This is a genomic window from Amycolatopsis sp. NPDC047767 (genome assembly GCF_040704195.1).
In the GTDB taxonomy this organism is placed as follows: Bacteria; Actinomycetota; Actinomycetes; order Mycobacteriales; family Pseudonocardiaceae; genus Amycolatopsis.
Genome location: NZ_JBEYSJ010000016.1, coordinates 73078 through 96978 on the forward strand (window position 1 = coordinate 73078; position 23901 = coordinate 96978).

The window sequence follows — 23901 nt, forward strand, 5'->3', positions numbered from 1 at the left end:
GACACGCAGGATCAGTGTGGTGAGCATCGCGGCCAGGGCCGGCAGGCGTGAGCGGCGGCCCGTATCAGCTGAGTGCTTGAGTCTCGGTCGCCAGTTGCTCCTGGCTGGCTGCCCACGACGCCAAGACGGCCAGACCGTCCGCGGTCGCCGTGCCGGCGGGCGCGGTGTAGACGTTCAGGAGCAGGCCGGGTTCGGCCGGCAGCTCCATCGACTCGACGTCCAGCTCGAGCCGGCCCACTACCGGATGGTGCACACGCTTGCGTCCGGACCGGTGGAGCCGAACGTCCTGAGATGCCCACCGCTGCCGAAACAGTTCACTGCGTGTTGACAACTCACCGACGAGGGCGATCAGTTCCTCGTCGCGCGGATTGCGGCCGGCTTCCATGCGCAGCTTCGCGGCCACATCGCAGGCGATTCGGTCGTAGTCGACGAAGAACGTTTTCGCCGCCTCGGGATCCAGATACAAGAACCGCGCGGTGTTCGCCGGTCGTCGGGCGTCGGCCAGCACCGGTGAATACAGCGCGCGGGCCAGTCGATTCATGGCCAGCACGTCATAACGGCCGTTGCAAATCCACGCCGGTGCATCGGTGATGGCCGCGAGCACCTGCTGAAGCGCCGGACGCACCGCCACGGCGGGTCGCCGGCGGCGTGGACCGCCGGGCGCCCTGGACTGCCGCGCAAGGTGGAACAGGTGATCGCGCTCGGCCTCGTCGAGTTGCAAGGCCGCGGCCAACGCGTCGAGCACCCCGTCGGAGGCGCCGGCGAGGCCGCCGCGCTCCATGCGCACGTAGTAGTCGACCGATACCCCTGCCAGCAGAGCGACCTCTTCGCGACGCAGCCCTTTGACTCGGCGATTGCCGCCGTAGGCGGGCAGTCCGGCCCGCTCGGGCGCGATCCGCGCGCGACGCGAGCTCAGAAATTCCTTGATCTCGGTGCGCAGATCGATCGTGGCCACCCCTCCACCGTAGGCCGTGTCTGCAGGCGAAGGGAGGTACTGCCGGTACCCCCGACGGCTGCGCACCCCCTCAAACGCGGCATGCGCCCAGCCCACATCATCAGCAAACCCGCCGCGCGCATGCGCCAGTCGAGTGCCGATCGACCGGTCGGGCTAGCTCGGTTCTCGATGGGTGACTCGGGTCTCACCGGGTGAGGATCGCCCGCTCCACGACCGTCCACGTCGTGGTCGTCAGCTGGTACAGCGAGGCGGCCAAGGGAACAAAAGCGGTGACCGCGATTGTTCCATAAGGCAGGAGGCGCAGGACTCGAGCGCCGGGGGCCGTGAGGTCGCGCCGGCGGTCCTGCCGGCGGACGGAGAACCACGCCACCACGGCGAGCAGGCCGGCCACCACGAACACGACCGGTGCCGCCGCGAGGCCGTGGGCGCCGAGGGTGATGCCGAACAGCGTGCTGCCGAGCAGGGCGTTGGGTGCGCCGGAGATCACGGCCGTGCTGAAGAGGTGGTACATCACCCAGAAGAACGGCAGCTGCGCGAGCATCGGCAGGCATCCCACGAACATCGAGGTGCCCGACTCCTGCTGCAGTTTCGCCATCTCCGCTACGAGCTTTTCGCGGTTCTTGCCGTGCTTCTCCTGCAGCTTGCGAATTTCGGGGGCCAACGCGGTGCGGGCCCGCTGACCGTGCGCCGCGGCCCGGGCGAACGGCACGAGCAGCAGCCGTACGGCGACGGTGAACAGCACAATCGCCGCGGCGGCCGCGAACGAGCCGGTGAGCGGTTCGGTCGCCGAGGCGAGCCAGTCGACGAGGTGGTACGCGCCGGCGACGGGCACGTCGAAGATTTCGGGCATGACAGCACTCCAGGGGAAAGTCGTTTCAGGGCAAGCGGAACCGGCTGCGGACCGTCCTGATCGGACTGACCTGGAACGGGCTACGCAGCCGGGGAGTGCCACCCGGGTGCGCGGGGCCGGCTTCGGCCCGGGGCGCCGGGATCGCGTAGCCGAAGGAAAGCGGCGCGACGGGCGCGCTGGTTCAGGGCGGTGCGGCGAGCGCGGACCGGGACGGTCCACGCGGCCAGCTCACCGCGGTTGGCGTTGCCGACGACCAGGACCACGAGCAGGCTCGCGGCCACCACGGAGGCGAACGCGAGAATTGCCGCCGGGCCGGCTTGGCCGAAGATGTGCACGGCAGGGAACGCCAGGTGCAGCAGCGTGTGCAAGGTGACGCCCCCTTTCTCCGTCGCCGCGATTGTAGCCGGTTGTGGTCCTCGCCGCCGTTGCGCTATGCTCGCCTCGATCCCCATGGATGCCGGCCCGGCCGCCCGGGGGAGTTCTCAACTTTCACGAAAGCTGCGTCGCCTCGATGTGGCGTTCGCTCGTTTCGCGATCTCACCAAGAATCGCTTTTCATCCTTCAAGGAGTCAAAACCATGTCATACCAAGGAATTCTCGACATCCACGGCAAGACCGCCACCCTCGGCTACACGCCGGGCGGTCCGTCCGTCCCCTTTGGACTGATCCGCAAGCACAACCTGCGGCGCGGCGACGAGATCGTCGTCGACGGCGAGCAGGTCGTCTCGGTCAACGGGGCCCCTCCGGCGCCCAACCGCCCGGAGTTCGAACGGCTCACGCCGGTGCACCCCGACCAGCGGCTCGTCCTCGAAACCACCCGCCACCAGCTCACGACTCGCGTGCTCGACCTCGTCGCGCCCGTCGGGAAGGGGCAGCGCGCACTGATCGTGGCGCCGCCCCGGACCGGGAAAACGTCGGTGCTGCAGGCGATCGCGCAAGCGGTGGCGGTGAACCACCCCGACGTGCACCTCATGGTGCTGCTCGCCGACGAGCGGCCCGAGGAGGTCACGGACATGCAGCGGTCGGTGCGCGGTGAGGTCGTCTCTTCGACGTTCGACCGCAAGCCGTCCGAGCACGTGGCCGTGGCCGAGCTGGCCGTCGAGCGCGCCAAGCGGCTCGTGGAAAGCGGCCGCGACGTCGTGCTGCTGCTCGATTCGCTCACCCGCCTCGGTCGCGCCTACAACCTCGCCGCCCGCCCGTCGGGCCGCGTCCTCTCGGGCGGTGTCGACGCCGGCGCGCTGCACCCGATGAAGAAGATCCTCGGCGCCGCGCGCAACATCGAAGGCGGCGGTTCGCTCACGATCATCGCCACGGCGCTGGTCGGCACCGGCTCGCTCGCCGACACCGTGTTCTTCGAGGAGCTCAAGAGCACCGGCAACTCCGAGCTGCGCCTGGACCGCCTGCTGGCCGACAACCGCGTGTTCCCCGCCGTGGAGCTCTTCGGCTCCGGCACCCGCCGCGACGAGCTGCTCGTCCCGGCGGCTGAACTCCAGGTCATGAACGAGGTCCGCCGCGCCCTGTCCGGCCAGGACCCCAAGCGCGCCACCGAGCAGTTCCTGGACCAGGTCCGCACCACGAAGTCCAACGCCGAGTTCATCGCCCGCGTCGCGGCATCGCTCGGCACGCCGGCCGCGCTCGCCGCGTGAGCGGGGGCCTCACCCCGGAACCGTCACCAGCCACCGGTCCGACCGCCGGCGCAGGTAGAACAGCCAGTACGCGCCCGAAACCACGAGCACCGCGGCCGTGATGCCCAGGTCCAGTGCGGTCTGCTCGACGAGCACGTACCCCAGCGCCAGCACCACGACCGCCGGGATCACGGGCCAGCCCGGCATCCGCCAGACGTGCGGGCCGCGGTGGGCGGCGCGGCGGGCGGCGAGCACGGTGATCGCGATGGCCAGGTAGAGCGCGACCACCGCGACACCCGTGACGCCGCTCAGCGTCTCGACCGGCACGAAACACAGCACGGCCTCCGACAGGCCCACCACGAGCGTCGCGGCCCACGGCGAGCCGAAGCGGGAGCCGACCACGCTCAGGGCGCGGTTCACCGGGTCAGGCCAGGCGCGGTCGCGGCCCGACGCGTAGAGCACGCGTGAGTTCTGGATGACCATCACGATCACCGCGTTGACGATCGCGGCGGCGATGCAGAGGCTGATGATCGTGCCGAGCGTCGAGCCACTCCAGCTCACGACCAGGGCGGTGAGGTCGACCTCGCCCAGGGAGCCGGTGTCGGCGAGCGTGATGGCGACGACCGGCACCAGGATGACGAGCGCGCTGATGCCGAGTGTCCACAGGACCGTGCGCGAGACTGTCCGATGTGGCTCACGCATTTCCTCTGCCAGGTACACGGCCGTCGAAAACCCTTGCACCACAAAGAGAGCCACGGCGAGCCCGGCGATCACCGTGACGAGCCCGACGCCGCTCACGCCGTTGAGGCTCGGGCGCAGCAGCACCGCAGGCGAGCGGTCGGCGTGCGCGAACCCGAGCACCGACACGACCACCACGGCGATGAGCTCGATGGCCAGGAAGACGCCGGTGATCCACGCGTTGGAACGCAGGTTCGCCAGCCCCATCACGGTCGACGCCAGCATCACCGCGGCGCCTGCCAGCGACGGGTCGAGGTGCACGATCGGGGCGAGGTAGTCGGCCACGCCGATCGCGATGATCGGCGGCACGACCAGGATCACGATGAACGACAGCACGAACGTGATCCAGCCGGCGAAGCGGTTGAGCACCGTGGTGACCATGGCGTACTCGCCGCCCGCGCTGGGCACGAGCGTGCCGAGCTCCGAGTAGCAGAACGCGATGCCCACGCACAGCAGCACGGCCAGCGCGATGGCCGGCGCCGTGCCGGTTCCGAGGTCGGCGAACAGCGGCGGCACGAGCACGAACAACGACGACGCGGGCGTCACGCAGCTCAGCGTCAGCAGCGTTCCGCCCGTGACGCCGATGGAACGCGTCAGCGTGCGGGGCGCTGCGGTGCCTGTCGTGGTGGTCTCGGCGAGAGCCGGATTAGGGGGCATTGAGGCGATGTCCCTCCGTCGGCGGCGCGATGTTTCGACGGATGGAACAGCACTGATTCGGTGTTGTCAACGGCACCAAGACGACTAAATCCGTCGCCTGTCGCACTGTGGACAGTCGCGTTCAGTGGCCTGCGCGCTGGCTTGCCGGGCCTCGGGCGGGTCGGGGATGATCCCGGGGGTGACCAGCCAGGAACCGAACCACCCCCGGCCCGCGCCGCCGGTGATCGACGACATCTCGAAGAAGATCATCGCCCAGCTCCAGGAGGACGGCCGCCGCGCCTACGCGACCATCGGCAAGGCCGTCGGGCTCTCCGAGGCCGCGGTGCGCCAGCGCGTGCAGCGCCTGTCCGACTCCGGGGTGATCCAGATCGTCGCGGTCTCGGATCCCTTGCAGGTAGGGCTTTTGCGCCAGGCCATGGTGGCGATCACCGTCGACGGCCCCCTCGAACCCGTGGCGGACGCCCTCGCGGAGATGACGGAAATCGACTACGTCGTCCTCTGCGCCGGCCGCTTCGACGTGCTGTGCGAAGCCGTCTGCGCCGACGACGAGGCCCTGCTGGACTTGATCTCCAACCGCATCCGCACGCTCCCGGGCGTCCGCACCGCGGAGACGCTCGTGTACCTGAAGCTGCGCAAGCAGTCGTACCAGTGGGGCACCCGCTGATCCTCGGACGACTAAATCCGAAGGTGTGACGTTCTGGATGGCCTAGAATTAGTTGAGGTTACTCCATACGGCGACTGATCCGCTTGCGTCGGATGATCGGCTCGTGCGATAACGAAGAGGTCCGGCCGGTTCGCGCCGCCATGCGTGCCCGGCACTTCGAGGCCCGCTTGCGAGGAGCCATGACCACCACTGCCGACCCCAACGCCACTGCCGCGACCGGCCTGGCCGAGTCCGCGCGCGACAACCTCTGGCTGCACTTCACACGCCACTCGGGCTTCGAAGCCTCCGAGGTCCCCGTGATCGTGCGCGGGGAAGGTGTGTACATCTGGGACTCGCGGGGGAAGCGTTACCTCGACGGACTTGCCGGTCTGTTCGCCGTGCAGGTCGGTCACGGTCGTGACGAGCTCGCGGAGGCGGCGGCTCGGCAGACGAAGCACCTGGCGTATTTCCCGTTGTGGGGGCACGCCCACCCGCCGGCCATCGAGCTGGCCGAGCGTCTCACGGCTGCTGCTCCCGGGGATTTGAACCGGGTCTTCTTCACGGTCAGTGGCGGCGAGTCGGTGGAGACGGCTTGGAAGCTGGCCAAGCAGTACTTCAAGATCGTCGGCAAGCCGACCAAGCACAAGGTGATCAGCCGCGCGCTCGCTTACCACGGGACTTCCCAGGGGGCGCTGTCCATCACCGGGATTCCTGGCGCGAAGGCGGATTTCGAGCCGCTCGTGCCGAGTTCGTTGCGAGTGCCGAACACGAACTTCTACCGTGCGCCTGAGCATGCCGATGACTACGAGGCTTATGGCCGGTGGGCCGCTGATCAGATCGAGCAGGCGATCGAGTTCGAGGGCGCGGACACGGTTGCCGCGGTGTTTCTGGAGCCGGTGCAGAACACTGGTGGGTGTTTTGTTCCGCCGCCCGGGTATTTCGAACGGGTGCGGGAGATCTGCGACCGGCATGATGTGTTGCTGGTTTCGGATGAGGTGATTTGCGCGTTCGGCCGGGTTGGGTATGATTTCGCGGCCAAGCGGTACGGGTATCAGCCGGACATCATCACGACGGCCAAGGGGCTTACGTCCGGTTATGCTCCGCTGGGGGCGGTACTGGCGAGTGATCGGCTGATGGAGCCGTTTGAGCACGGGTCGACCACGTTCATGCACGGGTCTACTTATGGTGGACATCCGGTTTCTTGTGCCGTTGCGTTGGCCAACCTGGACTTGATCGAACGTGAGGGCATTTACGGCCACGTCCTCGCTCAGGAATCGGCTTTCCGCTCCACCCTTGATCGGCTGCTGGATCTCCCCATTGTCGGCGACGTCCGAGGTGCCGGGTTCTTCTACGGGATCGAACTGGTGAAGGACAAGGCCACGAAGGAAACCTTCACCTCGGAGGAATCCGAACGAGTCCTCCGTGGGTACCTCTCGGACGCCCTCTTCGAAGCCGGCCTGTACTGCCGGGCGGACGACCGCGCCGAGCCGGTGATCCAGCTTTCTCCGCCGCTCATTTGCGGACAGAAGGAATTCGACGAGATGGAACAGATCCTCCGCGATACGCTCACGGGAGCGTGGAAGCTTCTTTAAGCCCTGCCATCTGGGCGCATTGCGCCTTTCAGGCGGGTGCCCTTCGGGCAAAAAGACAAAAACACTATGTGCTCCCCGAATTTCGATTGTCACAACGGTTCGGACTGCTTGTCAAGGCTGGAAAGAGTACCTTGACAAGCAGTCCGAACCGTGTCGTCACCTTTTATCGGGGGCCGGCCGGGGGAAGGTCGGGGGAGGGGTTGGGGAGATCTTGGGTTGGGTTGCCGGCTGGCTGTTGGGTGGGTGGTGGTGTGTTGCGTGTGGTGAGGGGTTGGGGGGTGGTGTGTTGCGGCGGTTCGAGGGCGAGCTGGTGAGAGGCTGTGCGTGGTGGGGTGAATCCGCCGATAGTGTAGGCCGATCGGGCTGCGCCATACCGCGGAAACGGACATTAGCGACAACGCCCAGCCTGGTGGCCGGACCTTCACTACGCTTCCCCGTGTTCACTCACGAAACGGAGGAAGCCGCGTGGCGGGATGGGCCGATCTGGTCGCGTTCATGAGGCAGGAGTACCGGGTGATCCGGGAGGAGCCCGACGAGGTGCGGATTCGCATGGCGTTCGGGGAGGATGCGGAGACGACCGGGCGGGCGCAGGTGGTGGTGGTCGCGCATGAGGTCTTCGACAAGAAGGAAGACTGGGTGCAGATCGCGACGCCGTTCGCGCGGGTGGACGAGGTGGATCTGCTCGACGTGCTGACCGAGGTGGGGCACACGCTCGTGGTCGGGGGGATCGTGGTGATGGGGGAGCACGTGGTGCTGCGGCATTCGTTGCCGTTGGTGAACCTCGACATCAACGAGTTCACCGACCCGCTGGAGCTGGTGGCCGGGTCGGCGGAGTTGCTGGAGCAGCAGTTCACCGGGCGGGACGATTACTGACCTGTGACGCGAGAAGGGCCTCCCGGCGAAACCTGGGAGGCCCTTCGTCGGTCAGTAGGTGGGTCCGTCCATTCGGGACTTCGAGGTGCCGGGAGTCACGGCGGCGCAGTGGGTTCCCTTGGGCGGGAGGGTGCCGTCGATGAGGAACTTGTCTGTGGTGGACACGATGCAGTCGCTGTTCTTGAAGTAGGCGCCGTGGCCCCAGCCGTCGTAGGTCAGGAGGGGCGCGCCGGTCTGGCGGGAGACGTGCTGGGCCCACGAGTAGGGCGTGGCGGGGTCGTAGCGGCTGTTCAGGAGCAGCACGGGCAGGTTGCCCAGGAAGCCGGGTGCGCGCTGCGGGTCGCGGACGGTGCCGGGCCAGCCGAGGCAGCCGGTGGCGGAAGTCCAGGCCAGGGGGGAGAACCGGATGTCGGGGGCGATGGCGCCCAGCGAGCGGCGGAAGGTCTCGAGTTCGCCGTAGCCGCTGACGGGCAGGCGCCAGTCGGAGCAGAAGATGCTGCTGAACGCGGTGGGCACGGTGATGTCGCCGAACGCGGACTCGGCGGGTTTGCCGTCGCGCAGGTTGACCATGCTGGTGGCGAGGCCGGACCAGTCGGGGCCGTAGAAGGCGTGGGTGATCATGCCCATCAGCGCGACCGGGTCGAGGGGGTCGTCGGGGGTGCCGAGGGTGCCGTGTTCGGCGCGGGAGTAGAGCTGGGCCATGACCGAGCGCACGTCCTGGCCGTGCAGGGCGCAGGACGCGGTGGCGGCGCACCAGTGCGCGAACTGGCCGAACATCTCCTGCGTCGCGCGAGTCTGTGAGCTCAGGAACTCCCAGGTGCTGCGCACGGAGTGGTCCATCGTCCCGTCGAGCACCAGCGCGCGGACGCGGTCGGGGTAGGCCTCGGCGTACTCCTGGCCCATGAGCGTGCCGTAGGAGGTGCCGTAGTACGTCAGCTTGCTTTCGCCGAGCGCGGCGCGGATGGCGTCGATGTCGTGGGCGACGCTCGTGGTGTCGACGTGCGAGGCGAGCGGTCCGGTGGTCTTCGCGCAGCTCGTGCCGAGGGCTTGGTTGCGGGCGGTGAGCTGGCGGAACTCGGCAACGCTCTTCGGCAGTTGCGGGTTCGGGGCCGTGACCTCGGTGAGGCCGCAGCGCACGGGGCTGCTCTGCCCGACGCCGCGCGGGTCGAAGCCCACGGTGTCGAAGCGGGCGGTGATGGCGGGCGACAGGGTCCAGCCGTCCTGCACCTCGCCCGCGCCTGCGCCGCCGGGGCCGCCGGGGTCCATGAGGATGGAGCCGATGCGGTGCGCGGGGTCTGTGGCTTTGCGCCGGGAGAGGGCGAGCTGGATCGTGCCGTCACCCGGATGGGCCCAGTCGATCGGGACGGTGACGGTGCCGCAGTCGACGCCGGCGGCGGTGGGGCACGGTTTCCAGTCGACGGTCTCGCGCGCGGCGCCGGCCGGGGCGGCGAGCAGGGCCGCGAGTGTGGTGGCCGTCGCGGTGACGACGGTCAGCTTCCTGCCCAGGGCCATGCGTCACGCCTTCCGGTGGTGAAGATCAACCGTTCGGGCGTGGATCTTGCCAGAAGAACGCGTTCCCGGCCTGGCGAGAGCGGGGCGCCGTCTGATGTGGACTTCCTGGAAACAGAATGGAGTTCGGTGGCTGCTGTCGTACGTCCGGGCTAATCCGGTGGTCGCCACCGGTCAAAACCGAATGAGATTCTTGACATGGCTCACTAAGCGGGCGTTCACTGGCGGCGCCGGAAAGAGGCTGTCACCCTCGTGAAGGGACGTACATGTCCGGAAACCGCACTCAACGAAGACTGCGAACCACCATCCTCCTGGCACCGCTCACGCTCCTGCTCGCCGCGACGCCGGCGCTGGCCGCTCCTGCGGCTCCCTCCGCTCCCGTCGCGAAGGCGCCCCCGACGTCCGCTCCGGGCAACGGCCCGGCGAAGATCACCGGTCCCATCCCGTCGCAGGGCAAACCTGGGGACCCTGCGCACGACTACGTCTTCTACTCGACCCCGTACGACCTGAAGAAGGCCGGTTACGAGGAAGAGGAGTTCTTCATCTCGGGCACTGCCACGCGGTACAACCCGAACCCGACCGTCGACGAGCAGAAGCAGGCCGCCACGCCGCTGGGCACCACGCCGTACACGACCCGCATCGTGGTGCGGCGCCCGGTGAAGCCCGCGAAGTCGGCCGGCGTCGCCGTGGTCGACTGGCAGAACGTGACCGCCGGGCACGACATCGACACCGAGTGGGGCACGAGCGCCGACTACTACGTCCGCAACGGCTGGACGTGGGTGGGCGCCTCGGTGCAGCACGTCGGCGTCAACGGCGCCACCACGGGCGGCACCGCCGGCCTCGGCCTCACGCAGTGGAGCCCGCAGCGCTACGGCTCCCTCGACGTCACCAATGGCGGCGCCGTCCTCGACGACTCGCAGTCGTTCGACATCTACACGCAGATCGCGCAGCTGCTCAAGGGCCGCGGCAAGAAGAACCCGCTGGCCGACCTCGGCATCGACCGCGTGTACGCCGGCGGCGCCTCGCAGTCCGGCCGCTACCTCGGCGTGTACTACAACACTGTGCAGCCGCTGCGCCACGTCTACGACGGTTTCCTGTTCGCCCTCTCCGACAGCTCCCTGCCCCCGCGCGAGGGCGTCGGCACCAAGGCCATCCGCGTCTACACCGAAAACGATGTCTACCGCGGCGCCGGTGTCCCGAGCAAAACCGCGCCCGACAGCGATTCCCTGCGCACGTGGGAAATCGCCGGCGCCTCCCACGTGCCCGCCTACTCGACCGGCACCGACCCGAACGACTTCCGCACCACGCTCGGCGCCATCCAGTCCCGCGAGTTCGGCGAGCAGGCCCCCTTCGCCTGCGCCAACCCCGGCCCGAGCCAGGTCGAGTCCTGGACGGTCTTCCACGCCGCCTACGACGCCCTCGACAAGTGGGTCAGCCGCGGCATCACACCCCGCCGCGCGGCGCCCTTGGCCTTGATCGACCCGGGCCCACCCGCGGTTCTGGCCCGCGACCCCCTCGGCCTCGCCCAGGGCGGCATCCGCCTGCCCGACGTGGAAGTTCCGACCGGCCTCAACGACGGCATCAACTCACCCGCCAACCTCGACAATCCGCTTTCCTCGTTCTGCGTTCTCTACGGCACACACCGCGATTTCGACGCCGCGCAGCTTCATTCGCTGTACTACAGCACCGCCGACTACCGGCAGCAGGTCGCTGACGTCGTGCAACGCCTGGAAACCCAGCACTTCCTCCTCCCGGAGGACGGCCGCACCCTGATCAACCAGGCAGCGAAGCGCAAGCTGTTCTGACCCGCGGCCCTTGTGGCATGGCCGGGCCCGCACTCGCGCCGCTCGAGTGCGGGCCCGGTCGGAATTCAAGTAGGCTGTTGCGCGATGAGAACTAAAATTTCATTGGCTCGAGACGGTGAATTGTATGTTTTGCGGCTGACGGTGCCGCAGGTTGATTTGATCGAATCGCTCCTCGTTTTTATGGACAATCGCCCTGAGTCTGATCTGGTTTTGCGCGTTTGGATTGGCTGTACCGGGAGTCAGATATCCTTGCTGCGTGGAAAGGTAGCAAGTTCGGAGGCTAGTAGATTCTCGATCGACGAGCTGCACACGCTACTGGCTGCGCTGGTAGTCGTTCCAACTCTGTTCTCTTGCGAAGAGGATTTTTACATAAAAATCGGATTCTTCAAAGAGAATTCTTTGGAGGTTTCTCTTGGGCTGGCAAGTGCGATGAAAATGCTTGATTGGCAAGTTCTTGGAAAGTGTGCAATTTTGATTGGCGGCCCAAGAGATGGCCGGCAGCTCCCTGGTCGGAGTGTGCCGCTCCCGGTGAGGAAGCTGCCGGCCGCAGTCGCGGTTATCTAGCTACGCGCGGCTGCCGTAGTTTCGCCACACACCGGCAGGCTGACGCTCCCCGACGCCGTCCCGGCGGTAGTCACAAACCCCCGTTGGGAAGGTGGCCCGCAGGGTGGCCTTCTCGGCGGACGTGAACTTGACCGGGTAAGAGCCGAAGTCCAGCGGGCGGGTCTGGCACTTCAGCACGTCCATGGCCAACCCTTCACCAGCCGCCATCCGGGTGTTCTCCGCGACCGGATAAAGCGCACCGCACTGGCCGGACGACGGATCGGTCAGCTTCTCCTGCACCCGCTGGGTCGCGGAGAGGTAGCAGCCGTCCGAGAGGTCGTGCGGCCGAGCAGCGATCACCTTGGAAGCAGCACTACGGCCCGAGTGGTCAGCGGAAATCGCCGTCAGCCAGCGGTCCATGGCGTCGAGTTCGTAAGCGCTCGCCGCTGCCTGTTCGCCGGCCGTCGGGTGGTTGGCGATGATGACCTGGTTGGCCGCGGTGCCGTTGGCCGAGAGCAACCGCTGGCGCATGACGAACGACCACTCCGAAGTGTGGATGTCGTTACCCGCACCGGCCAGGTCGAGGTCCGTGCGCTGGTCGATGATCGGCGTCGACGCCAAACCCTGCGACGCGGAGTTGAAGATGTCGTCGCGGTACAGCGCGTCCAGGGCCTTGGGGTCAGCGGAAGACCGGGCGGCCACCGGCTTGCCCGTGTAGTCCAGCCCGCCGATCGAGGCGTTCAAGGACACGAACTGTGCGGCCGAAATCGTGCCGGCCTTCAGTGCGTCCAAGCCGTACTGGACACCGACGTTGTCCAGCGTGTTCCGCACGAACCCGGTCCGCGGATCCCGGCCCAGCTGGTTCGCGAACTGCTCGTTGGAATTGCAGATCACGCCGTGCGGGTTCGTCACCGGGTCCCAGCGCACCGAAACGGGGATGGCCGAGTTGCAGCTGTCCGTGGCGGTCGCGCGGCTGGCGAAGGTGGCGTCCCACGAAAGGCACGAAGAGTACGAGTTCCAGCCCGCCACGGCGAGCTTCTGGGCATCAGTAAAGCCGGCGGTGGTGAAGTACCGGTTCAGCAACCGGCAGTCGGCCACCGGGCCGGCTGTGGTGATGGGGTCCGGAAAGGACACGCCGGGGATGATGCCGTCGACGATGCCGGGGTAGTTCTCGGCGATGTCGTACTGCTGGATCGCGCCGCCGGAGCCGCCCCAGCCGATGGTGTGCTGCACCGGGCCGTAGGTCTCGACGAAGTGTTCCTTCACCATCATCGCGGCCTCGGCCGAGATGATCGGGCTGCAGTTGTTGTCGAGCACGTTCAGGCTCGACGACGCCACCGCGTAGCCCTGCGAGAGGAACAGGTCGTTGACCACGCCACCGGTGCCGTTGCCCTGGTGGTAGCCGGAGTTGCAGCCGCCGCCGAAGGTATAGACCAGTTTGCCGTTCCAGCCCGGAGTGGCGGTGAACGGCGACGGTGTGGCCGGCCCGGAGGCCAGTGCCGCGATCTCGTACACCGCGCGGTCGATCGTGCCGCGCTCCACCCGCACGATGTACGGCACGCCACCGGCCGCCGTGGCGAGGTCGGCCGGGCGGCTGGCCGGGTCGGCCAGGGCCACGAACTTCCCGGCGGTGTTCTTGTACTGGTAGGTAACCTGCGTCGGCGCGCTGCACAGCGGCATGGTCGCCGGCGGCAGGCCGAACGCCGTGGTCTCACAGTAGAACGGCTTCTGCTGCGTCCCGGAGAACACCGGGCCGGTGATCGAGTGGTTCACCACGCGAACGCTCGCGCGATCGTGCCCGGCCGTGGCGACCAGGTCCGTCGGCCCGTTGCGCAGTCCGGTGACGAGACCGAGCAGGCTGCCGTCCCGCGACGCGTGGAACGAGCGCGTGACGTCGTGGCCGCCGGCCGACACACGCACCGTGGAGCGCGTGTCCGGCGGCGTGACTCTGACCAGGACCTGGCCTCCGCTGACCAGATCGGGCCGCGGGTTGGAGACGGTCGTGATGGCCAAGCGGGAATGCCCGCCCGGTTGCGCGACGGCCGAGGTCGCCGCTGTCGTGAGGAGGATCGGCACGGCCAGAGCGGCCACTACCGCGGTCGAGCGCCAAGTACGGTTTCTCAACTTCGCACCTCGTTGCTCACGGCACCGCTCGGGTGCGGTGCCACGCAAGTGCCGGGTATAGCACGCGTTACTTAGCCAGAACAACATTCGGCCGCCCTAGTTGATCACGGCGAGCTGGATCAAGCTTCGGTAACCGCGAGCTCGGCCCGATAACAGGTCTGGGCAAGCCACGGAGATGTCTGTACTGTTCGTCGCGTCCGAATCGGATTCTGCTTTGCCGGTGTCACTGCAACGAGGCGGTGGGGTGAGCGTGGTCGAGGATCCTGTACTCCTGCGCGCGGAGGGACTCTGTGTCTCCTTCGGCGGGCTCGAGGTGCTCAGGCAGGTTTCGCTGGAGGTCCACGCCGGGTGCGTACTCGGCGTCATCGGCCCGAACGGTGCGGGCAAGACCACGCTGTTCAACACCATCTGCGGGTTCGTCCGGCCCGACTCCGGCACGATCACCTTCGCCGGCGAAGCCCTCGACCGCCCGCGGCCCGAGCGGCTCACGCGCCACGGCATCGCCCGCACGTTGCAAGGACTCGGTCTGTTCGCCGGATTGACCGTGCTGGACAACGTGGTCGCGGGCGCCACGCACCGCTCGCGCACGAGTCTCGGCGGCGCGCTGCTCGCGTCACCCTGGGCCGACCGCGACGAACGCGCCCTCGCCGCCCGCGCCATGGAGGTGCTGTGCGAGCTCGGAATCGACGGTGACGCGAAGCGGATCTGCGCCGGGTTGCCCTACGGCGTGCGCAAACGCGTCGCCCTCGCGCGCGCCCTGGTGAGCGAGCCCCGGTTGCTGCTGCTCGACGAACCGGCGGCCGGCCTGTCGGCGTCGGAGGTCGGGGAGCTGGCCGACATCGTCCGCGGCCTCGCGCCGGCGACGACCGTGATGCTCGTGGAGCACCACATGGACTTCGTGATGAACCTGTGCGACCGGCTCGTGGTGCTCGACTTCGGCGAGGTCATCGCCCGCGGCACGCCGGCGCAGGTGCGGGCCGACCCGCAGGTGCAGCGCGCCTATCTCGGCGACCCGGTGACAGCGGGACAAGGCGGTGCGCATGCTTGACGTCAGCGGCCTCGTCGTGGACTACGGGCCGGTGCGGGCGCTCGACCACGTCGACCTGGTGGTGGAGCAGGGATCCATCACCGCGGTGCTCGGCTCCAACGGCGCCGGCAAGACGACCCTGCTGCGCGCGCTCAGTGGTCTGCACCGCCCCCGTGAGGGCGCCGTGCAGCTCGACGGTCACGACATCACCCGCCTGGCCCCGGAAGACCTCGTCCGCCTCGGCGTCGCCCACGTGCCCGAGGGCCGCGGCGTGATCGCCGAGCTGACGGTGGAGGAGAACCTGCGCCTCGGCGGCCTGTGGCGGCGCGAGCGCCAGTGGCTCAAAGCGGGCACCGGCGAGATGTACGACCTGTTCCCCCCGTTGGCCGAACGCCGCCACCAGCGTGCGGAAGCGCTTTCCGGCGGCGAACGCCAGATGCTCGCCATCGGCCGCGCGTTGATGAGCCGCCCCGAGCTGCTCCTGCTCGACGAGCCCTCACTCGGCCTCGCCCCACGGGTTTCGGCCCGGATCGTGGCCGTGCTGCGAACGCTGCGTGAGGAGAACGGCCTCACGCTGCTGCTGGTGGAGCAGAACGCGGCGACCGCGCTGTCGGTCGCCGACCGGGCCGTCGTCCTGCACCTCGGCCGCAAGGTCGCCGACGACACCGCCGACACCCTCGCGGCCGACGACCGCGTGCGCCGCGCCTACCTGGAGGTGTGATGGGCCGCTTCCTCGACCTGACCCTCGCCGGGCTCACCAGCGGGGCCGTGTACTCGGCCGTCGCGCTGGCGCTCGTGCTGATCTGGCGCTCCACGCGGATCGTGAACTTCGCGCAGGGCGGCATGCTGATGATCACCACGTTCATCGCCTACACCATCGTCTCCCACGGCGGCTCGTACTGGCTGGCACTGATCGTGGCCGTCCTCAGTGGACTCGTGCTCGGCGCCGTGGTGGAACGCGTGCTCGTGCGGCCGGTGGAGAAGCGGTCGCCGCTCGACGCGGTGGTGGTCACCTTCGGCCTGCTCGTGCTGCTGCAGGGCGTGGCCGGGATGCTCTTCGGCGGCACCCCGCGCTCGTACCCGCCGGCGTTCGACATCGCGGGGTTCAAAGCGGGCGACCGGCAGCTGCTGTTCGCGCCCAACGACCTGTGGATCGTGCTCGTGGTCCTGGTCGTGATGGTCGTGCTGGCGCTGGTGTTCCGCAAGACGAACCTCGGCCTGCGGATGCGGGCCTCGGCGTTCGCGCCGGAAGTCGCGCGCCTGCTCGGCGTGCGCGTCGGGCGGATGCTCACGGTCGGCTGGGCTCTGGCGGCGGCGGTCGGCGCGATCGCCGGGGTGCTCGTGGCGCCCAGCACGTTCGTGAGTCCCACGGCGTTCGACGCGGTGCTGGTGTTCGGCTTCACCGCGGCGGTGATCGGCGGCCTCGACAGCCCGCCGGGCGCGGTCGTCGGCGGGCTCGCACTCGGCATCGTGCTCAGCTACGTGGCCGGCTACCTCGGGTCCGACATCGTCACGCTGGCCTCGCTGGTCGTCCTCATCGGGGTGCTGATGCTGCGTCCGCAAGGGCTGTTCGGTTCGACGAAGGGAAGGCGGGTATGACGGCGCTCGCCGCGGCGGCCCCGGTCCGGTTCTGGCAGCGGTCCACGCTCGTCCGCCACCTCACGCTCTCTTTGCTGGGCCTGATCGTGCTGTACTTCGTGACGACCTCGCTCGACTCGTTCGCGAACCTGCAGTTCGCCCAGATCTGCTACACCGCCATCGCGACGGCGGGCCTGACCGTCCTTTCCGGACTGTCCGGCCAGATCTCGCTGGGCCACGGCGCGTTCGTGGCCGTCGGTGCCTACACCACGGCGTTGCTGCTGGAACACCTCGACTGGCCGCTCGTGCTCGTGCTGCTCGGTTCGGTGGTCGTCGGCGGCGCACTGGGTTCGCTCGTGGGCGTGGCGGCGGCGCGGCTGCGTGGCCCGTACCTGGCGGGTGCGACGCTGGCGCTGGCCGTCGGCCTGCCCTCGCTGGCCGACTACCACGGCCTGCGCGACCTGCTCGGCGGTGCCAACGGCCTCATCGTCACCTCCGACCCGCCGCCGCTCTCCCTCGGCGAAAGTTTCCCGCTGGAACGCTGGCAGGCCTGGATCTGCGGCCTCTGCCTGGTGGTCACGTTGTTCCTGCTGGCGAACCTCACTCGCAGCCGGATCGGCCGCGACATGCGCCTGGTGCGCGAGGACGAGCAGGCCGCCGCGCTCTCGGGCGTGCACGTGGCCCGCACGCAGATCGTCACGTTCGGCATCAGCGCGGCGTTCGCGGGCCTGGCGGGCGGGCTGTTCGCGATCGTCAACAGCCTGGCCGCGCCCGGTGCGTTCACGTTGAGCCTTTCCTTGTCCCTGCTCACCGCGGCCGTACTCGGCGGGCTCGGCAGCCTCGCCGGCGCGGTGTACGGCGCGGTGATCGTGACCCTGCTGCCCAACTGGACCGCCGACCTGGCGCAGCAGGCCGACCTGCCCCGCGCGATCTACGCGAACATCCCGCTCGTGCTCTACGGGCTGGTGCTGATCGTGGTGATCATCGCGTTCCCCGGCGGCATCCAGTCGGGGGTCCGCAAGCTCGGCGCCTTGCTCAAGGCTCGTTTCGTCCGTCCACTCCCGACCCGTCAGGAGACGAGAAGATGACCGTACGCCGACCAGCATCCGTCGCGGTCGCCCTGGCCGCGGTGGTCGCCCTCACCGCCACGGCCTGCGCCTCGGGTGACGACGCCGCCGAGGCGACGCCCGGGATCACCGCCGACACCGTCACCATCGGGTCCACGATTCCGCTCACGGGCACGGCCGCGCCGGGCTACAGTGAGCAGGGCCCGGCCGCGAAGGCGTTCTTCGACTACGTCAACGCCAACGGCGGCATCAACGGCCGCAAGATCACCCTCAAGTACCTCGACGACGCCTACAACCCGGCCCAGACGGTCACGCTGACCAAGCAGCTCGTGTTGCAGGACAAGGTGTTCGCGATCGTCGGCTCGCTCGGCACGCCGACGCACACGAAGGTCGTGGACTTCCTCAACTCCTCGCGCGTGCCCGACCTGTTCGTCGCGTCCGGCTGCACGTGCTGGGACCAGCCGCAGAAGAACCCCTACACGTTCGGCTGGCAACCGGACTACACGGTGGAGGGCAAGATCCTCGGCGACTACGTGAAGAAGAACCTGGCGGGCAAGAAGGTCGCGTACTTCTACCAGGACGACGACTTCGGCCGCGACGGCATGAAGGGCCTCGACAAGTACATCGACCAGAGCCTGGTCGTCTCGCGCCAGCCGTACCAGCCCGGCAACACCGACGTGGCCGCGCAGGTGTCGGCGATCGCGGCGTCGAAGGCCGACGTCGTGGTGCTCGAGGCGATCCCGGCCTACACCGCGTTGTTCAAGCTGACTTCGCTGAAGCTCGGCTACTCGCCGACGCTCGTCGCGTCCAGTGTGGGCGCCGACCCGATCACCGTGTCGGGGCTGCTGGAGAACTTCGCCAAGAAGGCGGGTTCGTCGGTGAAGGGGCAGGACCTCATCGAAGGCCTGGTCACGTCGGCTTACCTGCCGGCACTCGACGACACGAGCAACTCGTGGACCGCGCTGTTCAAGAAGATCCACGACCAGTACATCCCGAATGTGCCGTTCGACGGCAACGTGTACTACGCCATGGCCTACGCCTACACCTTCACGCAGGCCCTCGCCCGCGCCGGGCAGAACCCGACGCGCCAGGGCGTGATCGACGCGCTGAAGAAGGGCGGGCTCACCGGGCCGGGTCTGGTGCCGTTCCGCTACGGCGCGGACTCGCACGCGGGCTACACCGGTGGGCAGATCGCGACCATCAAGGACGGCAAGCAGGTGTCGTCCGGAACGCCGCTCACGACCGACGACGGTGACGGTCCCGTGACCCCCTACACACAACCGCAACCACAGGCACCGGCCAACGGCATCCCCGCGGCGTGAGTCCGTCCGGCACAATCACGCCATGACGGAGGCGACAGGGAGCAAGCGGGCGCAAGCGACCCGCGCGGCGCTGCTCGAGGCGGCCGGTGAGGTCTTCACCGCGTCGGGGTACGACCAGGCGAGCATGGCCGCGATCGCCGAACGGGCCGGCGCCAGCATCGGCAGCCTGTACCACCACTTCGTCGCGAAGTCCGATCTGTACATCACGCTCTACAACGAGTACAACCGCCGCCAGCAGCACCGGTCCGCCAAGGCGTTCCGCACGGCGCTGGCGCAGGGCGAGGAGGACGCGCTCCGGCTCTACATCTCCGGAGCGCGCGCCTACCTCGAAGGGTGCTGGCAGGAGCGCAAGCTCGCCCGGCTGTTCCTCTCGGGGAACGGCCCGGCGGGCTTCGGCCTGCTCACGCGCGAGCGGTTCCGGGAGTGGCTCACGGCCAACGCCACGCTGGTCAACGGCCATACCCGGCCGCTTTCGGACATGCTCGTGCTCTCGCTCACCGCGATGTCGACCGAGGCGGGCCGTGAGGTCGCGGCCGCTCCGTCGAAGGCGAAGGCGGGGCAGATGATCGAAGAGGTCCTCGAACTGATGGGCCGGCTCTACCCCACTTCGTGACGCACGTCACCCCTCTTGGTTCGCTGGTCTCTCCAGCAGCGGAAAGCTCGGCGTCCGGGTCGGATCGGCACGCTCGCGTCCGGTTCGTCCGGGTGGCGCTCGCACCCGGAGACCAGTTTCATTCCCTGTGAATGTTTCTCTTCGAAAATGTTCCGGGGGCTGGACATGTGCGGGATCACGGGATGGGTCGACTACGGCCGCGACCTGACGGCCGAGCGGGAGACGGTGGCGGCCATGACCGCCACCATGGCCTGCCGCGGGCCGGATGCGAGCGGGACGTGGTTCGACCGCCACGCGGCGTTCGGGCACCGGCGCCTGGCCATCATCGACCTCGAGCTGGGCACGCAGCCGATGACGGCCGAGGCCGGCGGCACGGTCGCGCTGACCTACAGCGGTGAGGTCTACAACTTCGCCGAGCTGCGCGCGGAGCTGCAGACGCGCGGGCACCGCTTCACCACCAACAGCGACACCGAGGTGGTCCTGCGCGGCTACCTGGAATGGGGCACCGGCCTGGCCGAACGCCTCAACGGCATGTACGCGTTCGGGATCTGGGACCCGCGCGAGGAGCGCCTGGTCCTGATCCGCGACCGGATGGGCATCAAGCCGCTGTACTACTCGCCGCACGGCGACGGGCTGCTGTTCGGCTCCGAGCCCAAAGCGATCCTCGCGCACCCGGAGATCCGGCCCGTCGTGGAGACCGACGGCCTGCGGGAGCTCCTGTCGTTCACCAAGAACCCCGGCCAGGCCGTGTGGGCGGGCATGCGGGAGGTCGAGCCCGGCACCGTCGTGACGCTGGACCGCACCGGCCTGAAGGTGCGCCGCTACTGGCAGCTCCAGCCGGCCGAGCACACCGACGACATCGGCGTGACCGTGCAGCACGTGCGCGAGCTGCTCGACGACATCGTGCGCCGCCAGCTCGTGGCCGACGTCCCGCGCTGCGTGCTGCTCTCGGGCGGCCTCGACTCCAGTGTCATCACCGCGCTGGCCGCCCTGCAGCTCGCCGACCAGGACGAGCGGGTGCGCAGCTTCGCGGTGGATTTCGTGGGGCAGGAAGACAACTTCGTGCCGGACGCGCTGCGGGCCACGCCGGAAGCGCCGTATGTGCGTGACGTCCACGAGCACGTGGGCTCGATGCACCAGGACATCGTGCTCGACTCGGCGGAGCTCGCCGACCCGGCCGTGCGCCGCGCGGTGGTGCGGGCTCGCGACCTGCCGACAGGCCTCGGCGACATGGACGGCTCGCTGTACCTGCTGTTCCGCGCGATCCGCGAGCGCTCCACCGTCGCGTTGTCGGGCGAGTCGGCCGACGAGGTCTTCGGTGGTTACGCGTGGTTCCACGACCCGAAGGTGCAGCAGGCCGACACCTTCCCGTGGCTCGCGCGGCGGCTGCAGTCGGGCGAACGCGGGGTGAGCCAGATCTTCGCCGACGGCGTGCGGTCCTCTTTGGACCTCGCCACGCACCTGCGCGACTCGTACTCGGCGGCGGTCGCGGAGGCCGGCACCCGGCCCGGCGAGACCGAGCACGAGCGTCGCATGCGCGTGATCGGCTACCTGCACCTGACGCGGTTCGTGCGCATCCTGCTCGACCGCAAGGACCGCCTGAGCATGGCCACCGGCCTCGAGGTGCGCGTGCCGTTCTGCGACCACCGGCTCGTGGAGTACGTCTACAACACGCCCTGGACGACGAAGACGTTCGACGGCCGCGAGAAGAGCCTGCTGCGCGCGGCGGCCCGCGACGTGCTGCCCACGTCGGTGGCCGAGCGGGTGAAGAGCCCGTACCCGTCGACGCAGGACCCGAAGTACCTCGAAGCCCTGCGCGACCAGGTCGGCGACCTGCTGGCCGCGCCGGCGCACCCCGTGTTCGACCTGTTCGACCGCGGCCTGCTGACGAGGCTGCTTGCCCGGGAGGACACCGTGCCCTTCCTCCGGCCACTCGTGGAGCGTGTGCTGAACTTCGCGACCTGGTTCGATCTGTACTCACCGGAGCTGCGCATCCGGTGAAGTGACCACGAGGGTGAGGAGCGGGCCATGGCGGGCGAGTCGCCGGACGTCGACGCCGACGAGGCGTTCCAGTTCGTGCTGTCGCTGTACCGGCTGCTGCGCGAGCTGCATCGGGCGGCGCCGCCCGACAACCTGCCGCGTACTCAGCTGCTGGTGCTCGCCAAGCTGGCCCGGTCCGGACCCCTGCGCATCGGCGCGCTCGCCGACGAGGTCGGCTGCTCCCAGCCCACGGCCACGAAGGTCGTGCACGCCATGGAGGAGGCCGGCTTCGTCGCGCGCGCGGCCGACGCAGGCGACAAGCGCGTGAGCTACGTGCACCTCACCCCGCAGGGCCGCCGCCGCCTCGGCGCGGTGGTGCGCGACGAGGCGCGGGTGCTCGTGGAGCGGTTCGGCGACCTCGAACAGGACGAGGTCGAGCTGCTGCTCAAGGCGGGCGCGGTGCTGCGCCGGATGACCGACGGCGCGGAAACTGACATTCGACAAATTCCTCGCGACCCACAATAGTTGTGTGAGAAACAGCGGGTCTCGAGGAGGAGACGGTCGAATGTTCGCTGAACCCGACGTCGAACGCGAAGACCGGCCGGACGGGAGCGTCGTCTTCCGCTCCCGCGACCCGCTGGGTGCCTACCCGCGCAGCGTGGCCACGATGCTGCGGGCCTGGGCGCGCGTGGACCCCGACCACCCGCTGGTGGCCGAACGCGACGGCGACGGCTGGGCGACGCTGACGTACGGCGAGGTCCGCCGTCGCGCCGACGCGCTCGGGCAGGCGCTGCTCGACCGTGGCCTGGGTCCGGACCGGCCGGTCCTGATCCTTTCGGGCAACTCCGTCGCCCACCTCGTGCTCACGCTCGGCGCGCTGACCGCGGGCGTGCCGGTGGCGCCGATCAGCGTCGCGTACTCGCTGCTCAGCGGAGACCACGCGCGGATCCGCGAGATCGCGAAGGTGCTGAAGCCGGGCCTGGTGTTCGCCGAGGCCGGTGGTCCGTTCGCGAAGGCGCTCGCCGCGGTCGAGGGGCCGGAAGTAGTCCTGGCGCGCGAGGTCGACGCCGTGCCGGGCGCGGCGTCCCTCGACGATCTGCTGGCCACTTCACCGGGCCCGGAGCTTGAAGCCGCGTACGCCGCGACGGGACCGGACACGCTGGCGAAGGTGCTCTTCACGTCCGGCTCCACCGGTTCGCCGAAGGGCGTGCTCAACACGCACCGGATGCTGTGCGCGAACCAGCAGTCGATCCGGCAGGCGTGGCCGTTCCTGGTGGAGGAGCGGCCCGTGCTCGTCGACTGGCTGCCGTGGAGCCACACCTTCGGCGGCAACCACAACGTGGATCTGGTGCTGCACAACGGAGGCACGCTCTACGTGGACGACGGCAAACCGGCGCCGCAGCTGTTCGGCCGCAGCCTGGAGAACCTGCGTTCGGCGCGGCCGACGCTGTACTTCAACGTGCCCGCGGGTTACGCGCAGCTCGTGCCCGTGCTGGAACAGGACCCGGACTTCGCGCGTGCGTTCTTCTCGCGCCTGCGGTTGCTGTTCAACGCGGCGGCCGCGCTGCCGGCGGCGTTGCGCACGCGCCTGGCGGAAGCGGCCAGGGCGGCCGGCGTCGACGTGCCGCTGACGAGCTCGTGGGGCGCGACCGAGACCGCGCCCGCCGTGACGAGCGCCCACTTCCCGTTCGACGACGCGCGGTGCATCGGCGTGCCGCTGCCGGGCCTCGAGGTCAAGCTCGCGGCCGTGGGCGAGGCGCGGGAGATCCGCGTGCGCGGTGCCTCCGTGACGCCCGGCTACCTGCACCGGCCCGACCTCACGGAGGCGGCGTTCGACGAGGAAGGCTTCTACCGCACGGGCGACGCCGCCGTGCCGGTCTCGGCCGACCCGAACGCGGGGCTGCTGTTCGGCGGCCGCATCGCGGAGGACTTCAAGCTCGACACGGGCACGTTCGTCCGCGTCGGCGCGCTGCGCACGGCGCTGCTCTCGGCCGTGCCGCTGCTGTCCGACGCGGTGATCGCGGGGGAGAACCGCTCGTACGTCAGTGCGCTGGCGTGGCTCAACCAGGCCGAAGCGCGCGGGTTGTTCGCGGGTTCGCTCGACGCCTCGGACGGCTGCGTGGTGCACGCCGAGCTGCGCGCGCACGTCGGGAAGCTGCTGGCCGCGATGAACGCGGCGGCCGGCTCGGCCGGTCGCGTCGAGCGGCTCGTGGTGCTGGCCGAGCCACCGGACCTCGACGCGGGCGAGATCACGGACAAGGGCTACCTCAACCAGCGCCGCGTGCTGGCCCGGCGCGTGGCGCTCGTCGAGCGCCTTTACGCTGGTGAACCGGACGCCGCGGTGATCGTCGCGGGATGATCGGTTGAGGACCCTCGAGGCGTCGGCTCCTGGGCGATCTCG

21 protein-coding genes are annotated in these 23901 nt (G+C 69.0%); 15 read left to right on the forward strand and 6 right to left on the reverse strand.

The genetic code is table 11. The features are described from left to right. Positions 1-64 precede the first annotated feature (64 nt). The 3 genes from AB0878_RS27140 to AB0878_RS27150 form a co-directional block, all read right to left on the reverse strand. Complete coding sequence (locus AB0878_RS27140) at positions 65-955, reverse strand: helix-turn-helix domain-containing protein (protein WP_366583065.1); 891 nt, start codon at positions 953-955, stop codon at positions 65-67. 184 nt (positions 956-1139) lie between these two features. Then, positions 1140-1805 (reverse strand): YidC/Oxa1 family membrane protein insertase, encoded by a 666-nt coding sequence (locus tag AB0878_RS27145; protein ID WP_366583066.1) that lies wholly within the window; start codon positions 1803-1805, stop codon positions 1140-1142. A gap of 80 nt (positions 1806-1885) precedes the next feature. Beyond that, positions 1886-2173 (reverse strand): DUF6412 domain-containing protein, encoded by a 288-nt coding sequence (locus AB0878_RS27150; RefSeq protein ID WP_366583067.1) that lies wholly within the window; start codon positions 2171-2173, stop codon positions 1886-1888. 209 nt (positions 2174-2382) lie between these two features. Between AB0878_RS27150 and rho the strand changes: the two genes are divergently transcribed. Further along, complete coding sequence (gene rho / locus AB0878_RS27155) at positions 2383-3450, forward strand: transcription termination factor Rho (RefSeq protein WP_366583068.1); 1068 nt, start codon at positions 2383-2385, stop codon at positions 3448-3450. Between the two features lie 9 nt (positions 3451-3459). Here the strand turns inward: rho and AB0878_RS27160 are convergent, their stop codons facing one another. Continuing rightward, positions 3460-4824 carry an APC family permease gene (locus AB0878_RS27160; RefSeq protein WP_366583069.1) on the reverse strand — a complete coding sequence of 455 codons (1365 nt, stop codon included), beginning with the start codon at positions 4822-4824 and terminating at the stop codon, positions 3460-3462. A gap of 166 nt (positions 4825-4990) precedes the next feature. Between AB0878_RS27160 and AB0878_RS27165 the strand changes: the two genes are divergently transcribed. From AB0878_RS27165 to AB0878_RS27175, 3 genes are all read left to right on the forward strand, one after another. Continuing rightward, positions 4991-5488 carry an Lrp/AsnC family transcriptional regulator gene (locus tag AB0878_RS27165; RefSeq protein ID WP_366583070.1) on the forward strand — a complete coding sequence of 166 codons (498 nt, stop codon included), beginning with the start codon at positions 4991-4993 and terminating at the stop codon, positions 5486-5488. Between the two features lie 179 nt (positions 5489-5667). Then, positions 5668-7059: an aspartate aminotransferase family protein gene (locus tag AB0878_RS27170; RefSeq protein WP_366583071.1), complete on the forward strand. Its 1392-nt coding sequence runs from the start codon at positions 5668-5670 to the stop codon at positions 7057-7059. A gap of 465 nt (positions 7060-7524) precedes the next feature. Then, positions 7525-7932 carry a YbjN domain-containing protein gene (locus tag AB0878_RS27175; protein WP_220243591.1) on the forward strand — a complete coding sequence of 136 codons (408 nt, stop codon included), beginning with the start codon at positions 7525-7527 and terminating at the stop codon, positions 7930-7932. A gap of 51 nt (positions 7933-7983) precedes the next feature. Here the strand turns inward: AB0878_RS27175 and AB0878_RS27180 are convergent, their stop codons facing one another. Further along, complete coding sequence (locus AB0878_RS27180) at positions 7984-9444, reverse strand: alpha/beta hydrolase (RefSeq protein WP_366583072.1); 1461 nt, start codon at positions 9442-9444, stop codon at positions 7984-7986. Positions 9445-9707: 263 nt separating this feature from the next. Here AB0878_RS27180 and AB0878_RS27185 point away from each other — a divergent pair, with 263 nt between their 5' ends. After that, positions 9708-11246 (forward strand): alpha/beta hydrolase domain-containing protein, encoded by a 1539-nt coding sequence (locus AB0878_RS27185; protein WP_366583073.1) that lies wholly within the window; start codon positions 9708-9710, stop codon positions 11244-11246. A gap of 84 nt (positions 11247-11330) precedes the next feature. After that, positions 11331-11810: a hypothetical protein gene (locus AB0878_RS27190; protein WP_366583074.1), complete on the forward strand. Its 480-nt coding sequence runs from the start codon at positions 11331-11333 to the stop codon at positions 11808-11810. Here AB0878_RS27190 and AB0878_RS27195 read toward each other — a convergent pair whose 3' ends face one another. Next, a complete protein-coding gene (locus AB0878_RS27195; RefSeq protein ID WP_366583075.1) occupies positions 11811-13913 on the reverse strand; it encodes a DUF6351 family protein in 2103 nt (700 codons plus the stop codon). 244 nt (positions 13914-14157) lie between these two features. Between AB0878_RS27195 and AB0878_RS27200 the strand changes: the two genes are divergently transcribed. The 9 genes from AB0878_RS27200 (at position 14158) to AB0878_RS27240 (ending at position 23859) form a co-directional block, all read left to right on the forward strand. Next, entirely contained in the window at positions 14158-14961 is an 804-nt protein-coding gene (locus AB0878_RS27200) for an ABC transporter ATP-binding protein (RefSeq protein WP_366583076.1), read from the forward strand. Beyond that, the gene (locus tag AB0878_RS27205) at positions 14954-15661 is read left to right on the forward strand and encodes an ABC transporter ATP-binding protein (protein ID WP_366583077.1); all 708 of its coding nucleotides are present in this window, start codon (positions 14954-14956) and stop codon (positions 15659-15661) included. The genes AB0878_RS27200 and AB0878_RS27205 overlap by 8 nt, the downstream gene beginning before the upstream one ends. Next, positions 15661-16539, forward strand: coding sequence for a branched-chain amino acid ABC transporter permease (locus AB0878_RS27210; protein ID WP_366583078.1), 879 nt, complete (start codon positions 15661-15663; stop codon positions 16537-16539). Before AB0878_RS27205 ends, AB0878_RS27210 begins: the two co-directional genes overlap by 1 nt. After that, complete coding sequence (locus AB0878_RS27215) at positions 16536-17606, forward strand: branched-chain amino acid ABC transporter permease (RefSeq protein ID WP_366583079.1); 1071 nt, start codon at positions 16536-16538, stop codon at positions 17604-17606. The genes AB0878_RS27210 and AB0878_RS27215 overlap by 4 nt, the downstream gene beginning before the upstream one ends. Then, complete coding sequence (locus tag AB0878_RS27220) at positions 17603-18907, forward strand: ABC transporter substrate-binding protein (protein ID WP_366583080.1); 1305 nt, start codon at positions 17603-17605, stop codon at positions 18905-18907. The genes AB0878_RS27215 and AB0878_RS27220 overlap by 4 nt, the downstream gene beginning before the upstream one ends. A gap of 22 nt (positions 18908-18929) precedes the next feature. Next, positions 18930-19520: a TetR/AcrR family transcriptional regulator gene (locus AB0878_RS27225; RefSeq protein ID WP_360594985.1), complete on the forward strand. Its 591-nt coding sequence runs from the start codon at positions 18930-18932 to the stop codon at positions 19518-19520. A gap of 165 nt (positions 19521-19685) precedes the next feature. Continuing rightward, a complete protein-coding gene (gene asnB / locus AB0878_RS27230; protein WP_366583178.1) occupies positions 19686-21521 on the forward strand; it encodes an asparagine synthase (glutamine-hydrolyzing) in 1836 nt (611 codons plus the stop codon). A 27-nt stretch (positions 21522-21548) separates the two neighbouring features. Continuing rightward, on the forward strand, positions 21549-22025 hold the full coding sequence (locus tag AB0878_RS27235; RefSeq protein ID WP_366583081.1) for a MarR family transcriptional regulator: 477 nt from the start codon (positions 21549-21551) through the stop codon (positions 22023-22025). 40 nt (positions 22026-22065) lie between these two features. After that, entirely contained in the window at positions 22066-23859 is a 1794-nt protein-coding gene (locus AB0878_RS27240; RefSeq protein ID WP_366583082.1) for a feruloyl-CoA synthase, read from the forward strand. Positions 23860-23901 lie beyond the last annotated feature (42 nt).